Genomic DNA, 14,878 nt, shown 5'->3' with positions numbered 1-14,878 from the left:
CTGTCCCCGACGCTGCGCTGGTCATGTGACTTTGGGTCACTGCGAGTTCTGCTGTTCCGAAGGGCGCGGCAACAGGAGCACGATGGCAAGCATTGCAAGGTTTACAGCTGCAGAGAGGTAACGGGCAGCGTCGGTGGATAGAGTGTCGGTGGGCATCAGTTCGCTGGCGAGAGCGTTGGTCAGATTCCAGCCCCAGTGCAGTGCGACAGCAGCCCATAGGTTTCGCCAGCGCCACGCAGCCGCGCCATATGCCAAGCCAAGGCAAAACAAGCGGATCTGCTCGCTCATGCCCCAGTCGAAGCGCCATATGTGGTTGACGGTGTAGAGCAGCGCGCTCCCGACTACATAAGACACGGCGGTCAGTTGGGCTGGCACGCTTCGCAGCAAGAAGCCGCGCGTCAGTATGTCTTCTGTGATGGAGGGTATGAAGGTCGAGAGCACCGCGAAAGCTAGGAAGCCGACCGACGCCGCAGCAATGCCGTCACTCGGGGAGTAGAGCCCCATCGCGCTTCCAAGGGAGCGCGAAGCAAGGAAGGCCAGCGCTGACAAAATCATGCCTGCGGCCAGAAGCGCGAATGACTGTGGTCGACGGTCTAAGCCGTAAGCGTCGTATCCACGCCATCCGAGCCATCGTCCCAATGGCCAAGCCAGTAGAAGCGCAAAAATCATCAGTGCCGGACCGACAGGGCTGTCAGGCGCGAACACCGTCTGCAGCCCTTCGGAAGTCTGGTAGACCGCGAATAGGATCAAGAACGCGGCCGCTGCGCGTAACATGCCTGGCCTAGGTTGCGCCCCGCTTACAATTCCCATGGCATCGGCTCCCCAAGCGAAGCCAAAAAGCAGAAGTCGCAGACGTCAGCAATGGGTCGTCTCCCGACAGTCCGGTTCTAGTGCCTGCATGGCGGGTAGCAGACGCTCGCCTCAGCGCACCGAGGCGAGGTGGATCTGGTCGATCGCCTTGCCCAGCGTGGAATCGAATTCCTCGTCGCTCTGGTAGTGGCGCAGGTCCTGCAGCAGGCCGCGGCTGAAGCTGGCGATCATGCCCTGGTTCTGCCCGAGCTTCTCGCACGCCTCGTCGGTCGAATAGCCACCCGATAGCGCCACCACGCGGAGCACTGCGGGATGTTCGATCAGCGGCTTGTAGAGGTTCGCCTCGACCGGGATCGAAAGCTTGAGCATGACCTGCTGCCCTTCCGGCAGCGCATCGAGGCCTTCAAGGATCGCGTTCAGCAGTACCTTCTCGCCCTCGGCGCGGTCGGCGGCCTTGATGTCGTATTCCGGCTCGAGGATCGGCACCAGGCCGGCGGCCAGGATACGCGCTCCTTCCGCGAACTGCTGGCGGACGACCTGCGTGATGCCGACCGGATCATTCGCCTTGATGACCGAGCGCATCTTGGTGCCGAAAACGCCCTTGGCGCGCGCGCGGGCGAGCAGGTTTTCAAGATCGGGCATCGGCTTCATCAGCTGGACGCCGTTCGCCTCGTCCTCCAGCCCCTTGTCGACCTTGAGGAAGGGGACGATGCCGCGTTCCTTCAGCCGCTCGGGCACCGGCTTCCCGCCGGCGGTGCCGTCCATCGTCTTTTCGAACAGGATCGCGCCCACGACCTTGCCATTGCCGAAGCAGGGGCTTTCGATGATCCGTTCGCGCATCGCATGGATCAGCGCGAACATCTCGTCCTCGCCGGACCAGCTGCCGTCGGCCACGCCGTACCCGGTCAGCGCCTTCGGCGTCGAGCCGCCCGACTGGTCGAGCGCGGCGATGAATCCTTCGCCGGTGGCGATGCGGCGGGTCATGTCCTCGGTATTCATGGTGCTCCCTGCGTTTTTCTGGCTGTGCGGACCCGGCGTCAGGCGCCGCGCTTGCCGACCTTGCGGATGATCCCGGTAAAAGTGAAGACGGGCTTGGCGTCGGCCGTCACCGTTCCGCGCACGAAGATCGTCTTGCCCCCGGCGCGGGTGACTTCGCCGCGCGCCTCGATCCACTGGCCAACGCGGGCGGGATCGAGAAATTCCGACGTCATGCTGAGCGTGACGGCGAAGTTTTCCTTCAGCTCGTTGTGCGCGATCGAGAACAGCGCGAAGTCGGCGAAAGTCATCAGGCAGCCGCCGTGCATGAAGCCGCCGCCGTTCATGTGCTTTTGCTCGGCGCGGAATGCGCAGACCGATTCGCCGTTCTCGTCGGTGCGGAAATAGAACGGGCCCGCGCGCGTTTCGAACGCGTCGTGCGGCCAGTTCTTCCACCCGGCGAACTCGCCTTCGGCGACCTCGATCGGCCCGTGCGATGTCTGGGCCTGTTCCTCGCTCATCGCGGGTCTTCCGATTCGAGTGCCTTCACGCCGGGCAGCTCGCGCCCTTCCATCCATTCGAGGAACGCGCCGCCCGCAGTCGAGACATAGCTGAACCGGTCCGCCACGCCCGCGTGATTGAGCGCCGCCACGGTGTCCCCGCCGCCTGCGACCGAAACCAGGCTGCCGTCCTGCGTCAAGGCCGCGGCTGTGCGCGCGAGCGCAACCGTGGCTTCATCGAACGGCGGAGTCTCGAACGCGCCGAGCGGCCCGTTCCACACCAGGGTCCGGCAGGTCTTGAGCACGTCGGCCAGCGCCTCGACCGCCTGCGGACCTACATCGAGGATCATCTCGTCGGCCGCCACTTCATGCACGTTGCAGGTCCGCAGGGATGGCGGATTGGCCGCGAATTCCTTCGCGACCACGACGTCATAGGGCAGGTGCACCGTGCAGCCGGCGTGATCTGCCTTGTCGAGGATTGCGTTCGCCGTGGCGGCAAGATCGTGTTCGCACAGAGATTTCCCGACATCGACCCCGCGCGCGGCGAGGAAGGTGTTGGCCATGCCGCCGCCGATGATCAGGTGCTGGACGCGGGTGACGAGATGCTCGAGCACCGCCAGCTTGCTCGAAACCTTGGCCCCGCCGACAACCGCCGCGACCGGCGTTTCCGGATTTCCGAGCGCGGCATCGAGCGCCGTCAGTTCCTTCTCCATCGCCCGTCCGGCGTAGGCCGGGAGGAAATGCGCCAGGCCTTCGGTCGAGGCGTGAGCGCGGTGCGCGGCGGAGAAAGCGTCGTTGACGTAGAAGTCGCCGTTCGCCGCAATCGCCTTGGCGAACGCGGGATCGTTGGCCTCCTCGCCCGGCCAGAAGCGCACGTTATCAAGCAAGCCGATGTCGCCCGGACGCAGGATGCCGATCGACTGCTCGACGACAGGGCCTGACAGCTCGGAGATGAACATCACCTCGCGGCCCAGCACGCGTTCGACGTCGCCTTGCACCACGCTCGTGCTCATGGTCGAGTAACGCTCGCCCTTCGGCCGGCCGAAGTGGGCCAGCAGCAGGACCTTGGCCCCGGCATCGGCCAGCTCGAGGATCGTGGGCGCGCTCGCCTCCACCCGGGTCACGTCGCTCGCTCGCCCCTCATTCATCGGCAGGTTGAGATCGACCCGGACGAGGGCGACCTTGCCGGTCAGGTCGTCCGGCAGGTCATCGAGCGTCTTGAACCGTTTCATGCGCTGTTTCGTCCTAAATGAAGCGCTTCATTCGCATGTCGCAGCTCAGAGGAACTTCGCCATCACCCCAGCGGTGTCGATCATACGGTTCGAGAACCCCCACTCGTTGTCGTACCACGAAACGACCCGCGCCAGCTTGCCTTCGAGCACCGCCGTTTCCAGAGAGTCGACCGTAGAAGAGGCCGGGTAGTGATTGAAATCGCTCGAAACCAGCGGCTGGTCGGTGAAGTCGAGCACGCCCTTCATCGGGCCTTCGGCTGCCGCCTTCAGCGCCGCGTTCAGCTCTTCCTTGCTGGTGTCGCGGCCCGGCGTGAACACGAGGTCGATCAGCGACACGTTCGGTGTCGGCACGCGTACCGAACTGCCGTCCAGCTTGCCTTTCAGCTCGGGCAGAACCAGGCCCACCGCCCGCGCTGCGCCGGTGGTCGTCGGGATCATGTTCTGCGCCCCGCCGCGCGCGCGCCGCAGGTCCTTGTGGATCTGGTCGAGCATGCGCTGGTCGTTGGTGTAGCTGTGAATCGTCGTCATGAAGCCGCGCTCGATGCCGACTGCCTCGTGCAGCACCTTGGCCACGGGGGCGAGGCAGTTGGTCGTGCAGCTCGCGTTTGACACGATCACGTCGTCGGCGGTCAGGCTGTCCTGGTTCACGCCGAAGACGATGGTCTTGGAAACCCCGTCCGCCGGGGCCGAGATCAGCACCCGCTTGGCGCCCGCGGAAAGGTGCGGCCGGCTCGCCTGGTCAGACTGGAAGAAGCCGGTGCATTCGAGAACGAGGTCGATGCCGTTGGCCTCGTGCGGCAGCTTGCCGGGATCGCGCTCGGCGGTCACGTGGATGTGGCGGCCATTCACGACCAGATCGTTACCGTCGGTCTCGACCGTGCCCGGGAAGCGGCCATGGGTGCTGTCGAAGCCGAACAGCAGCGCATTGGACTTCGTATCGGCGAGGTCGTTGATCGAGACCAGCTCCAGATCGTGGTCACTCCGCTCCAGGATCGCGCGCGCCACCAAGCGCCCGATACGTCCGAAACCGTTGATCGCAACCTTGGTCGCCATGTAAGAAGCTCCTGCTAAATACCTAGTTTTGCTTTAATTTGCGGCACGATGGCACCCGCGGTGATGCCAAACTTCTCGAACAGGTCCTCCGCAGGTGCCGAAGCGCCGAAACGGTCGAGGCCGATACGCAGACCGTTGGCCATGGTATAGCGGTCCCAGCCGAGCGTGACTCCCGCCTCGATCGAGACGCGCAGCAATCGCTCAGGGGGAACGTTGGGCAGCAGCTCATCCCGGTAAGCCTGCGGCTGCGCTTCGAACAGTTCCATGCAAGGCATTGAAATCACGTCGACGCCGATGCCGTCAGCCTCCAACGCCTCCGCCGTCGCACACGCGACTTCGACTTCGGAGCCGGTGGCAATCAGGATCACCCTGCGCTCAGCTTGCGCGCTACGCAGGCGGTAGGCACCCTTGGCGGAAAGGTTGCCGCCCTCGGTGCGCAGCTGGGGCAGGTTCTGCCGGCTGAGCGCGAGAACCGACGGAGTGTCCTTGTCACCTAGCGCTAGCGCCCAGCATTCCGCCGTCTCGATGGTGTCGCAAGGACGGAACACGTTGAGATTAGGGATCAGCCGCAGGCTCATCAGCTGCTCGACCGGCTGGTGCGTCGGGCCGTCTTCGCCCAGCCCGATGCTGTCGTGAGTGAACACGTAAATGGCGCGGGTCTGCTGAAGCGCACTGAGGCGGACCGCGTTGCGGCAATAGTCGCTGAAGATCAGGAAAGTGCCGCCATAGGGTACCACCCCGCCGTGGAGCGCCATGCCGTTCATCGCACAGGCCATCCCGAATTCGCGGATTCCGTAGTAGATATAGCGCCCGGCATAGTCGTCGGCGGTAAGCGGGGTGGTCGATTTGGTCTTGGTATTGTTCGATCCGGTCAGATCGGCCGATCCGCCGATCATGGCCGGCAACGAAGCTGTCAGGACCTCAAGCGCCATCTCGCTCGCCTTGCGGGTGGCAACGGTCTTCGGTTCGGCTAGTAACGCATTGATATAGGCGTCGATACCGGTGTCGGTGGGCAAATCGCCCCCCATACGCGCCGTGAACTCGGCACCGCGCGTCGATTGCCTGAGCCGCTCTTGCCACTCACGGTGCGTCGCCCCGCCCCGCTCTCCCGTGGCACGCCAGTCCGCCAGGATCGGCTCGGGGACCACGAACGGATCGTCGGTCCAGACGAGCGTCTCACGCGCGGCAGCCACTTCTTCCGTTCCGAGCGCCGCGCCATGCACTCCGCTGGTACCCTGCTTGTTCGGGGCACCCTTCCCGATCACCGTGCGGCATTCGACGAGCACCGGCGAGGAATCGTGCGCCGCAGCCTGCGCAAGCGCGCGGTCGATATCCGCAAAATCGTGCCCGTCACATTCGATAACGTGCCAGCCGGAGGCGCGATAGCGCGCCGGAATATCTTCGCAGGTGGAAAGGTCGGTCGATCCGTCGATGGTGATGCGGTTCGAATCCCACAGCACCTTGAGACGACCCAGGCGCAGGTGGCCGGCGAGGCCGATCGCCTCGTGGTTCACCCCTTCCATCAGGCATCCGTCGCCCGCGATCACCCAGGTGTGGTGATCGATCAGGTCGTCCCCGTATTCGGCATTGAGGTGCCGCTCGGCTATTGCCATGCCGACCGCCATCGCCAGCCCCTGCCCCAGCGGGCCCGTCGTGCACTCGACGCCGGGAATGAGAAAGTTCTCCGGATGCCCGGCGCATACGCTGCCAAGCTGGCGGAAGTTGGCGATGTCCTCGATCGTCGGCGATTCGTAGCCGCTCAGGTAGAGCAGGCTGTAGATCAGCATGGAGCCATGGCCCGCCGACAGCACGAAACGGTCGCGATCCGCCCAGTCGGGCACGGCCGGATCGAACTTCAGGTATTTCGACCAGAGCACGGTCGCAACATCGGCCATGCCCATGGGCATTCCCGGATGCCCGGAATTTGCCGCCTGCACCGCGTCCATCGACAAGGCGCGGATGGCGTTTGCCATAGGCGCCAGGCGGGCGGTGTCGAGACTCATCGCGGGAAGGCTCCTTCATTGCGATTCGGGCGCGCGCCGCCCCCTTCGCGGACGGGTCGTGGAAGGTCAAGGCGAGCGCTCGCCTCGTCACCCGCCGCCAATCCCGCACCATTTATCAACAGGTGGCGGCAAAGCTTTGCGTGAACGGGCGAAAGACGGTAAATCGCCGTTCATGACGGGGGACCGGACGGAAGCCGCGGTGCAGCGGATCGAAGCCGCGCTGGCGCGCATCGCACAGGCGGCAGACCGCTCGCGCGAGCTTGGGCCTGCGCCTCCTCCTTTGGTATCGGCGCTGGTCGAGCGGCACGAGAGCCTGCGTGAGAAGGTGGCCCAGGCACTGGGCGAACTGGACAGCCTGCTGGGCGAACTCGAACAATGAGCGAAGTTGCCCTTTCGATCGGCGGCCGCGTGTTCCGCGTCGCCTGCGCTCCCGGCGAAGAAGAACGGGTGGGCCGGCTCGGCGCGCTCATCAACGAAAAGCTCGCTTCAATGGGCAACCTGTCGGGACACGAGGCGCAGAACATCCTGTTCGCCGCGCTTTTGCTGGCAGACCAGGTGCACGAGGGCGGGGACACCGTCAGCCGGGCAGACGACGAGATCGCGCAAGCGCGCGCTGCCGCGGAAACCGCGGTCGGCCAGCTTGACGAGCTCAAAGCCGTTCTCGCCAATCGCGATGCCGAGTTCGAGCGGGCGCAAACCGAGCGGCAGGATATCGCGCATGAGCTGGCGACCGCCCAGGCGCTGATCGCGGAGCTGAACGAAAGGATCGGCGAGCACCAGTCGAACGAGGCCGCACTTCGCGAACGTGTCGATGAGCTGACACAGGAGCGTGAGGCTCTTGTCTCGAACAACGCCCCCGCTGACGCGTCGGCTGCGGCAGGGACTCCTTCCGCTGAACACGCGGATCTCGCGCCTGCGCTCGAAAGCCTCGCCGAAATGCTCGAACAATGCGCCGACAAGCTTGAGCGCGCCCTTCCCGCACCCTAGATAGACCTCGGCGGGACTGCCCGGCACGAGCCGCATCAATATCCCTGGGGCTATAAGCACATCCTGGGGGCTGTCCCTGCCCTGGCGACCGGGTCCGTCCCGGGGACCGGGGTACATGGTCCCCACCTGACGTTCGGCGTCAGAGGATACTGGGGCAAGACCCATGGTGGTTCCGCCACATTTCCCCTGGCGCGTTCGTGGGAGCGCTGCTCGACTTGTCGGGACGTGTCCGTCTAGGGAGGGTCGATGTCCACCAAGACCAAACTGCGCCAGACGCTCAAGGCCGAGCGCCGCCGCTACGTCGCAGCCCTGCCCGATGTGACACGGGCCCTGCTCTTTCGCGTGCCTCCCGCTCCTTTATCCGCATTGATCCCGCCGCAGGCGACTATCGGCCTTTACCGCACGGGGCCAAACGAGGCTCCCGCGGCAGGGTATGCCCGCCACTTTCTCGAGCGCGGTCATCGTATCGCCCTGCCCCGCTTCGCCATGCGTGATGCACCGATGGAGTTCGCGCTCCATTCGGATCCTTTCGAGGAAAGCGACCTCGAGACGGGTCCGTTCACCGTTTTGCAGCCTCTCGCGGAAGCCGAAGCGGTGGTGCCCGAAGTGCTGATCGTCCCGTTGGTAGGCTTCACCGCCGACGGGCTCCGGCTCGGCCAGGGCGGCGGCCACTACGACCGCTGGTTGGCGAGCAACCCGGGAACACTCGCCATCGGCCTCGCATGGGATTGTCAGCTGGTGGAAGATCTTCCACACGAAGAGCACGACCACCCGCTCGCAGCGGTAGTCACTCCGACCCGTCTGTACGGGCCGTTCGCGTGAGGACCGAGCCCACTTTGCGAATCCCGCTCGGGATTCTCGGCCTGCTATCGATGCTCGGCGCCTACGCACTGGTCGTGGCGCGCTACCTGCCTGAATTGGTCGGGACGTGGCCGGCCTGGGCGCAGGCGATCGCTTACCTTCTCCTCGGCATCGTATGGCTGATGCCGCTGAGGCGATTCCTGATCTGGATGGAAACCGGACGCTGGAGCCCGCCCCGCGCCGACGAGTGACGCGCGTCCGCCCCAACCGAAAGGTTGAGGCGGACCGCATGAATTGTCGCTAAAAGTCCCAAGTGGCGCGAGTGACGGGACTTGAACCCGCGACCTCCGGCGTGACAGGCCGGCACTCTAACCAACTGAGCTACACCCGCGCATTTAAGGGGCTTGCACCGCTTGGGAGCCGCGCCACTAAGGCGTCGGACAGGGGCTGTCAACCGCGCTTCCGGCACCTTTTCGCACACGTCATGGTGCACCGAAAATTAACCATATCCTCCGAAGGTCCGCCTGCCCGGAAAGCGGGGCCTTGGGGGAAATTTAATCATGCGCATGGGACTGGTTCTGGGAGCTCTGGCGTGCCTGCTGGGGGGCTCGGCCGCGGCGAGCGAGGCGATCGACGTCAATCGCTCGGTCTATGTCGAACGGCGCGATGACGGCGTGCGGGCGCTCGAGCCGGCAACCACTCTCAAGAGTGGCGACAAGGTGGTCCTCGTCGTCGAATGGCGCACCGCCATGCCTGGCCGCCCACTCACCGTCGAAGCGGCAGTGCCGCGCACCCTCGCCTTCCAGCGCGCTGGCAGTGAAGCGGTCCAGGTGTCGATCGATAACGGACGCACCTGGGGCCGCCTCGGCGCGCTCCGACTCGGGCAGCGCATCGCATCGGCGGAAGACGTGACCCACCTGCGGCTGCGGGTGCCTGCTTCGGCGCCGGAGGGACGGATGACCTACAGCGCGATCGTTCGCTGACCCTTCAGCACCGCTCGTATTTCCAGTTGCGCTTCTTTCCCTCGGCCAGCCACTCGACCGACTGGGCGATGCGCTTCGCGCGGGTTTCTTCGCGCTTTGCCTCGGTCACCCACTGAACATATTCTCGCCGGTGTGACGGCGCGAAACCTTCGAGCGTCGCGCGCGCCTGCGGGTTGCCTGCGAGCGCAGCTGCGAAATCTTCCGGCATCGGTATTTCCGTTTTCGGCGCGGATCGCGAACGCGCCTTCGTGGCGCTGCCATCGCTTTCGATGCGCGCGGTCGCCGCGATGAGTTTGGCAACAAGTTCAGCGTCGGGCGGGATATCCTCGACCGAGGCAAGCTTGCCGTGCTGCCCCATCCCTTCGGTTCCGGCCCGACCCTCGCCGTGGATCGTGAACGCGCAATGCGCCTTGAACGCGGCCATGCCGGCAACGTTTTTGCCAAGCACCGTGAAGTGCGGCATCGACCACTTGATCGTCTCTTCCGCCTGCGGCAGCGCCGAGTGGACCAGGGCTCGCAGACGCGTTAGGATCGGCCGCGCGAACTCTGCGGCGTTGGCGATGTACGCGTCAATGCGCGGGTCGGTCTTCACGGGCGTCTCCCCCAACCAGGAGGGAAAGCATAACCCGGTCAGCCGACCAGCAACAGAGCCGGCGTCTCGATCAGCTTGCGGACCGCCTGGATGAAGCTGGCAGCATCCCAACCATCGACCACCCGGTGGTCGCACGAGATCGAGATGTTCATGAGCTTGCGCTTCTCGACCCGCTCGCCGCCCATGCCATCAGGCACGAACATCGGCCGCTCGACGATGCGGTTGGGTCCGATGATCGCGACTTCGGGGCGATTGATGACCGGCGTGGTGGCGACTCCGCCCAACGGTCCTAGCGAGGTGACCGTCAGGGTCGAGCCGGACAGTTCGTTCGACTTGGCCGAACCGCTCCGGGCGGCTTCCGCCAGGCGGCGGATCTCGGTCGCGAGCTGCCACAGGTTCTTCGCCTGTGCATCGCGGATGACCGGCACCATCAGCCCGCCATCGGTCTGGGTCGCCATACCGAGGTGGACCGCTCCGTGCCGCGTGACCACACCCGCCTCGTCATCGTAGCGGGCGTTGATCATCGGGAAGTCGGGGATCGTCTTGCAAATCGCGGCGATCAGCAGCGGCAGCATCGTCAGCTTGGGCTTGTCGCCGCGCGCTGCATTGAGCTGTTCGCGCAGGCGCTCAAGTTCGGTGACATCGCACTCTTCGACATAGGTAAAGTGCGGGATGTGCCGCTTGGCCGCCGCCATGTTCTCCGCGATCCGGCGGCGCAGGCCGATAACCTTGATGGTCTCGTCGGCGCGGGTGCGCCCGGCCGGGGCATGGCCACTGGCCGCTCCGTAGGAGATGAACGCATCGAGATCGGAGTGGCGGATGCGCCCCTCCTCGCTCGGACGGACCTCGGCCAGGTCGATGCCCAGATCGCGCGCGCGCTGGCGCACGGCGGGGGTGGCAAGCACCTTCATCGACGACTGTGGCATTGCCGGAGCGGGTGCAGCCCGTGGCGCTGCGGCAGGCTTGGGTGCAGGAGCCGGCTCCGGCGCGGCGGCCGGAGGCGGCGGGGAAGCCTTCGGCTCCGCCGCGATCGCATCGTCGGCATCGCTCGCGTCGGGATTCTCGACCTCGATCCGCCGCTCGATTTCCGGGGACTTGGGCGCCGGTGCGACTTCGGCGGGCGTCGCGCTTTCGCTCGCCTCACCCTCGGTTTCGATCACCACCAGCATCGAGCCGATGGCAATCACGTCGCCCACCTCGCCCGCGACTTCGAGGACGGTGCCCGTGACCGGGCTTTCCATCTCGACCGTCGCCTTGTCGGTCATCATGTCCGCAATCTGCTGGTCTTCCTCGACCCGGTCGCCGGGCTTGACGTGAAAGGCCACGATCTCCGCCTCGGCGATGCCTTCGCCGATGTCGGGGAGGTTGAAGGTATAGCGAGCCATCAGGCCTCCAGAATCTTGTCTATCGCCTCGCCGATGCGGATCGGTCCGGGGAAGTAAGCCCACTCGAGGCTATGCGGATAGGGAGTGTCGAAGCCGGTCACGCGCTCGACCGGGGCTTCGAGGTGGTAGAAGCAGCGCTCGGTCACGAGGGCAGAAAGCTCCGCGCCGAAACCGCTGGTACGGGTCGCCTCGTGCACGATCAGGCAGCGGCCGGTCTTCTCGACCGAAGCCTCGATCGCCTCGATGTCGAGCGGCACCAGCGTGCGCAGGTCGATGATCTCGGCATCCACGCCCTTCTCGCGGCATACCGCTTCGGAGACGTGGACCATGGTGCCGTAGGTAAGCACGGTCAGCGCATCGCCCTTGCGCACGGTGCGCGCCTTGCCGAGCGGGATGGAATAGTAGCCTTCGGGAACCCGGCTATCCTTGTGGTTCTTCCACGGCTCGACCGGTTTGTCGTAGTAGCCGTTGAACGGGCCGTTGTAGATCCGCTTCGGCTCGAAGAAAATGACCGGATCGTTGTCCTCGATCGCCGCGATCAGCAGGCCCTTGGCATCGTACGGGGTGGAAGGGATGACCGTCTTCAGGCCCGCGACATGGGTGAACAGCGATTCAGGGCTCTGGCTGTGCGTCTGCCCGCCGAAAATGCCGCCGCCGAACGGGCTGCGCACGGTCAGGGGCGCGATGAATTCGCCCGCCGAACGATAGCGAAGGCGTGCCGCCTCGCTGATGAGCTGGTCCATCCCGGGGTAAATGTAGTCCGCGAACTGAATCTCGGGCACCGGGCGCAGGCCGTAGGCGCCCATGCCCACCGCCGCGCCGATGATGCCGCATTCGGAGATCGGTGTGTCGAACACGCGGTTCTTGCCGTGCTTTTCCTGCAGGCCCGCGGTCGCGCGGAACACGCCGCCGAAATAGCCGACATCCTCGCCCATGATGATCACGGTCGGGTCGTGGCTGAGCATGATGTCGAGCGCGTCGTTGATCGCCTCGATCATGTTGAGGTTGCGCGCCGGCGCGTCGGCGAGGCCGACCGGCGTATCGTCGATCAGGGTTGTGGCCACTTGATTTCCCTTTCGCGGATCGCCTGCGCGGCCTGTTCCTCGAGATGCCAGGGCAGTTCCTCGAACACATCCTCGAACATCGTGTGGAACGGGTGGTGGAGGCCGTGACCCAGGATGCCGTTCTTCTCGGCTTCCTTGGTCGCTGCCTTGACCTGCTCGGCGCTTTCCAGGTCGAGCTTTTCCTGCCGCTCGTCGTCCCATTCACCGAGCGCGATGAGGTGATCCTTCAGGCGCATGATCGGATCGCCCAGCGGCCATTCGGCGCGCTCTTGCGCGCTGCGGTACTGGCTCGGATCGTCAGACGTGGAGTGCCCTTCCGCGCGGTAGCTGAAGTGTTCAATCAGCGTCGGCCCGGCGTTGGCGCGGGCTCGATTGGCGGCCCATAACTCGGCGGCGTAACATGCCAGTGGGTCGTTGCCGTCCACCCTCAGCGAAGCGATGCCGTAGCCCACTCCGCGCGCCGCGAAGGTCGCCCGCTCACCACCGGCAAACCCCGAGAAGCTCGAGATCGCCCACTGGTTGTTCACGACGTTGAGGATGACGGGCGCGTTGTAGACTGTTGCGAACAGGCAGGCGGCGTGGAAGTCGCCCTCCGCCGTGCTGCCCTCGCCCACCCAGGTCGCCGCGATCCGGCTGTCGCCGCGCATCGCGCTCGCCATCGCCCAGCCGACCGCCTGCGGGGTCTGCGTGGCCAGGTTGCCGCTGATGGTGAAGAAGCTGTGCGCCCGGCTCGAATACATGATCGGCAGCTGGCGGCCCTTCAGCTTGTCGCCCCGGTTCGAGTAGATCTGGTTGATCATCTCGACCAGGGGGTAGCCGCGCGCGATCAGGATGCCTTGCTGGCGATAGCTGGGAAAGACCATGTCATCGGCGGCCAGCGCCATCGAGGCGGCAATCGAGGTCGCTTCCTCGCCGGTGCACTTCATGTAGAAGCTGGTCTTGCCCTGGCGCTGGCCGCGATACATCCGCTCGTCGAAAGCACGGGTAAGCGCCATGTTACGCAGCATCGCGCGCAGCGTTTCGGGATCGAGCCGCGGGTCCCACGGGCCGTGCGCCTGGTTGTCGTCGCCCAGCACGCGGATGAGATCGTTGGCGAGCGGCGCGGTCTCGATCGCCAGACAGGTCTCGTCCGGACGCGGCTGCGCGCCGGGTTCGCTGATCTTCAAATCGGAAAAATCGACCGCATCGCCCGGCCGGTACTTGGGTTCGGGAACGTGGAAGCTCAGCGCCGGGCGATTGTGCCCCGCCTGTCCCGTCCCGCTCGGCCTGGTGGCCATCGCGCTCTCCCCGCGTTAGAAGCAATCTTATAAGACCGGGTTATTTTATTTCAAAGCCCCGGCGCGAGTCAAGAAGCCGCTAGACCGCCACCGGCGCCTTGAGAGCCCCGAGCGGCGCGTAGTCCGAAACCGCGAAATCCTCGATTGAGTAATCGAAGATCGTCGCCGGCCGCCGCAGGATTTCAAGCCGTGGGACGCCCTGAGGTTCCCGGACGAGCTGCTCCTCGATCAGTTCGGCATGATTGAGGTAGAGGTGGACGTCACCGCCCATCCATATCAGCTCGCCCGGCTCGAGGTCTGCCTGCTGGGCGAGCATCCTCTGGAGCAGAGCCGCCGACCACAGGTTGAACGGCAGCCCGAGCGCGACGTCGCAGCTGCGCTGGTAGAGCAACCCGTTCAGCTTTCCGTCGGCAACGTGATACTGGTAGGTCTTGTGGCACGGCGGCAGCGCCATCCGGTCAAGCTCGGCGACGTTCCAGCCCTCGATGATGTGGCGCCGGCTGCCGGGATTCGTTCTCAGCGATTTGACGACCTGGGCGACCTGGTTGATCCCCTCGCCTGGCTCGTAGAGCCCGTCCGGCCGGTAGCGGTAGGTGGGCCAATCGACCCACTGTTTGCCATAGACCGGTCCAAGATCGCCCCAGTTGGCGGCGAAGGTTTCGTCATTCGCAATGCGCTCGATAAAAAGTTCGATCGTAATCTCGTCACCGGTCTCGCGCACGTATCGTGCATGCGGCCAGTCGTCCCAGATGTGCACGCCCTGGAGCACCAACGGGCGAATGTTGGTCTCGCCGGTAAGGAACCACAGCAGTTCGCGGGTCGCGGTCTTCCAGTACACCCGCTTGGTCGTGATGAGCGGCATCGCGCGATCGGTCAGGTCGAATCGCAGCGTGGCGCCGAATACCGACCGGGTGCCGATTCCCGTACGGTCGATCCGTTCGGAGCCTTCGCTCCAGATTCGGCGCATCAGGTCGAGGTATTGCCATTCGGGATGGCGGGCAGGCGGAGAATCGCGAAGCGGAGAGGCGCTGGCCATGGCTCCGCCCTAGACCGGCAATTGCCCGCTTGCCACCCGTCCTGCCCATCCCTATAGGCCCGCACCTGCCTCGCCCAGCCATACGTGTTGGGATGAGATCGGTCGGGGAATAGCTCAGCCTGGTAGAGCACTGTCTTCGGGAGGCAGGGGCCGGAGGTTCGAATCCTCTTTCCCCGACCA

The 14,878-nt window shown here is 65.1% G+C and carries 16 protein-coding genes, 2 tRNA genes and 1 other RNA gene; 7 read left to right on the top strand and 12 right to left on the bottom strand.

The genetic code is table 11. The features are described 5' to 3' along the window. Window positions 1-36 precede the first annotated feature (36 nt). The 6 genes from IEW58_RS04730 to tkt all read right to left on the bottom strand — a co-directional run bounded on the left by IEW58_RS04730 (window position 37) and on the right by tkt (window position 6,573). The gene (locus IEW58_RS04730) at window positions 37-774 is read right to left on the bottom strand and encodes a CPBP family intramembrane glutamic endopeptidase (protein ID WP_188644067.1); all 738 of its coding nucleotides are present in this window, start codon (window positions 772-774) and stop codon (window positions 37-39) included. A gap of 147 nt (window positions 775-921) precedes the next feature. Next, on the bottom strand, window positions 922-1,809 hold the full coding sequence (locus IEW58_RS04725; protein ID WP_188644066.1) for a fructose bisphosphate aldolase: 888 nt from the start codon (window positions 1,807-1,809) through the stop codon (window positions 922-924). Between the two features lie 38 nt (window positions 1,810-1,847). Then, window positions 1,848-2,306, bottom strand: coding sequence for a PaaI family thioesterase (locus IEW58_RS04720; RefSeq protein ID WP_188644065.1), 459 nt, complete (start codon window positions 2,304-2,306; stop codon window positions 1,848-1,850). Further along, a complete protein-coding gene (locus tag IEW58_RS04715) occupies window positions 2,303-3,517 on the bottom strand; it encodes a phosphoglycerate kinase (protein ID WP_188644064.1) in 1,215 nt (404 codons plus the stop codon). Before IEW58_RS04715 ends, IEW58_RS04720 begins: the two co-directional genes overlap by 4 nt. Before the next feature lie 45 nt (window positions 3,518-3,562). Continuing rightward, window positions 3,563-4,570: a type I glyceraldehyde-3-phosphate dehydrogenase gene (gene gap, locus IEW58_RS04710; RefSeq protein ID WP_188644063.1), complete on the bottom strand. Its 1,008-nt coding sequence runs from the start codon at window positions 4,568-4,570 to the stop codon at window positions 3,563-3,565. Window positions 4,571-4,584: 14 nt separating this feature from the next. After that, window positions 4,585-6,573, bottom strand: coding sequence for a transketolase (gene tkt, locus IEW58_RS04705; RefSeq protein ID WP_188644062.1), 1,989 nt, complete (start codon window positions 6,571-6,573; stop codon window positions 4,585-4,587). Between the two features lie 172 nt (window positions 6,574-6,745). On the opposite strand from tkt, the gene IEW58_RS04700 reads away from it, so the two are divergent. The 5 genes from IEW58_RS04700 (at window position 6,746) to IEW58_RS04685 (ending at window position 8,612) form a co-directional block, all read left to right on the top strand. Then, entirely contained in the window at window positions 6,746-6,952 is a 207-nt protein-coding gene (locus IEW58_RS04700) for a hypothetical protein (RefSeq protein WP_188644061.1), read from the top strand. After that, window positions 6,949-7,560 carry a cell division protein ZapA gene (locus IEW58_RS04695; RefSeq protein ID WP_188644060.1) on the top strand — a complete coding sequence of 204 codons (612 nt, stop codon included), beginning with the start codon at window positions 6,949-6,951 and terminating at the stop codon, window positions 7,558-7,560. Before IEW58_RS04700 ends, IEW58_RS04695 begins: the two co-directional genes overlap by 4 nt. 10 nt (window positions 7,561-7,570) lie before the next feature. After that, a non-coding RNA gene (gene ssrS, locus IEW58_RS14185) (6S RNA) lies at window positions 7,571-7,737 on the top strand. Window positions 7,738-7,806: 69 nt separating this feature from the next. Continuing rightward, a complete protein-coding gene (locus IEW58_RS04690) occupies window positions 7,807-8,382 on the top strand; it encodes a 5-formyltetrahydrofolate cyclo-ligase (RefSeq protein ID WP_188644059.1) in 576 nt (191 codons plus the stop codon). Further along, window positions 8,283-8,612, top strand: a complete 330-nt coding sequence (locus IEW58_RS04685; RefSeq protein ID WP_308419254.1) for a DUF2842 domain-containing protein — start codon at window positions 8,283-8,285, stop codon at window positions 8,610-8,612. Before IEW58_RS04690 ends, IEW58_RS04685 begins: the two co-directional genes overlap by 100 nt. Window positions 8,613-8,675: 63 nt before the next feature. Here IEW58_RS04685 and IEW58_RS04680 read toward each other — a convergent pair. Next, window positions 8,676-8,752, bottom strand: a tRNA-Asp gene (locus tag IEW58_RS04680). A gap of 169 nt (window positions 8,753-8,921) precedes the next feature. Here IEW58_RS04680 and IEW58_RS04675 point away from each other — a divergent pair. Next, window positions 8,922-9,344, top strand: coding sequence for a hypothetical protein (locus IEW58_RS04675; RefSeq protein ID WP_188644057.1), 423 nt, complete (start codon window positions 8,922-8,924; stop codon window positions 9,342-9,344). Between the two features lie 4 nt (window positions 9,345-9,348). On the opposite strand, the gene IEW58_RS04670 is transcribed toward IEW58_RS04675, so the two are convergent. The 5 genes from IEW58_RS04670 to IEW58_RS04650 all read right to left on the bottom strand — a co-directional run bounded on the left by IEW58_RS04670 (window position 9,349) and on the right by IEW58_RS04650 (window position 14,698). Next, the gene (locus tag IEW58_RS04670) at window positions 9,349-9,936 is read right to left on the bottom strand and encodes a YdeI/OmpD-associated family protein (protein ID WP_188644056.1); all 588 of its coding nucleotides are present in this window, start codon (window positions 9,934-9,936) and stop codon (window positions 9,349-9,351) included. Between the two features lie 38 nt (window positions 9,937-9,974). Next, window positions 9,975-11,321, bottom strand: coding sequence for a dihydrolipoamide acetyltransferase family protein (locus tag IEW58_RS04665; protein ID WP_188644055.1), 1,347 nt, complete (start codon window positions 11,319-11,321; stop codon window positions 9,975-9,977). Next, entirely contained in the window at window positions 11,321-12,319 is a 999-nt protein-coding gene (locus IEW58_RS04660) for an alpha-ketoacid dehydrogenase subunit beta (RefSeq protein WP_188645669.1), read from the bottom strand. The genes IEW58_RS04665 and IEW58_RS04660 overlap by 1 nt, the downstream gene beginning before the upstream one ends. 50 nt (window positions 12,320-12,369) lie before the next feature. Further along, on the bottom strand, window positions 12,370-13,662 hold the full coding sequence (locus IEW58_RS04655; protein ID WP_188644054.1) for a 3-methyl-2-oxobutanoate dehydrogenase (2-methylpropanoyl-transferring) subunit alpha: 1,293 nt from the start codon (window positions 13,660-13,662) through the stop codon (window positions 12,370-12,372). A gap of 79 nt (window positions 13,663-13,741) precedes the next feature. After that, a complete protein-coding gene (locus tag IEW58_RS04650; RefSeq protein ID WP_188644053.1) occupies window positions 13,742-14,698 on the bottom strand; it encodes a thymidylate synthase in 957 nt (318 codons plus the stop codon). Between the two features lie 103 nt (window positions 14,699-14,801). Here IEW58_RS04650 and IEW58_RS04645 point away from each other — a divergent pair. Further along, window positions 14,802-14,878, top strand: a tRNA-Pro gene (locus IEW58_RS04645).

It is taken from the genome of Tsuneonella deserti (assembly GCF_014644315.1).
In the GTDB taxonomy this organism is placed as follows: Bacteria; Pseudomonadota; Alphaproteobacteria; order Sphingomonadales; family Sphingomonadaceae; genus Tsuneonella; species Tsuneonella deserti.
This window is presented reverse-complemented; position numbering and strand designations above follow the sequence as displayed.

Bases quoted from the DNA above. Each gene is read 5' to 3' on its own strand.
- IEW58_RS04730 (WP_188644067.1), bottom strand. From the start codon at position 774: ATGTTACGCGCAGCGGCCGCGTTCTTGATCCTATTCGCGGTCTACCAG.
- IEW58_RS04725 (WP_188644066.1), bottom strand. From the start codon at position 1,809: ATGAATACCGAGGACATGACCCGCCGCATCGCCACCGGCGAAGGATTC.
- IEW58_RS04720 (WP_188644065.1), bottom strand. From the start codon at position 2,306: ATGAGCGAGGAACAGGCCCAGACATCGCACGGGCCGATCGAGGTCGCC.
- IEW58_RS04715 (WP_188644064.1), bottom strand. From the start codon at position 3,517: ATGAAACGGTTCAAGACGCTCGATGACCTGCCGGACGACCTGACCGGC.
- gap (WP_188644063.1), bottom strand. From the start codon at position 4,570: ATGGCGACCAAGGTTGCGATCAACGGTTTCGGACGTATCGGGCGCTTG.
- tkt (WP_188644062.1), bottom strand. From the start codon at position 6,573: ATGAGTCTCGACACCGCCCGCCTGGCGCCTATGGCAAACGCCATCCGC.
- IEW58_RS04700 (WP_188644061.1), top strand. From the start codon at position 6,746: ATGACGGGGGACCGGACGGAAGCCGCGGTGCAGCGGATCGAAGCCGCG.
- IEW58_RS04695 (WP_188644060.1), top strand. From the start codon at position 6,949: ATGAGCGAAGTTGCCCTTTCGATCGGCGGCCGCGTGTTCCGCGTCGCC.
- IEW58_RS04690 (WP_188644059.1), top strand. From the start codon at position 7,807: ATGTCCACCAAGACCAAACTGCGCCAGACGCTCAAGGCCGAGCGCCGC.
- IEW58_RS04685 (WP_308419254.1), top strand. From the start codon at position 8,283: ATGGGATTGTCAGCTGGTGGAAGATCTTCCACACGAAGAGCACGACCA.
- IEW58_RS04675 (WP_188644057.1), top strand. From the start codon at position 8,922: ATGCGCATGGGACTGGTTCTGGGAGCTCTGGCGTGCCTGCTGGGGGGC.
- IEW58_RS04665 (WP_188644055.1), bottom strand. From the start codon at position 11,321: ATGGCTCGCTATACCTTCAACCTCCCCGACATCGGCGAAGGCATCGCC.
- IEW58_RS04660 (WP_188645669.1), bottom strand. From the start codon at position 12,319: ATGATCGAGGCGATCAACGACGCGCTCGACATCATGCTCAGCCACGAC.
- IEW58_RS04655 (WP_188644054.1), bottom strand. From the start codon at position 13,662: ATGGCCACCAGGCCGAGCGGGACGGGACAGGCGGGGCACAATCGCCCG.
- IEW58_RS04650 (WP_188644053.1), bottom strand. From the start codon at position 14,698: ATGGCCAGCGCCTCTCCGCTTCGCGATTCTCCGCCTGCCCGCCATCCC.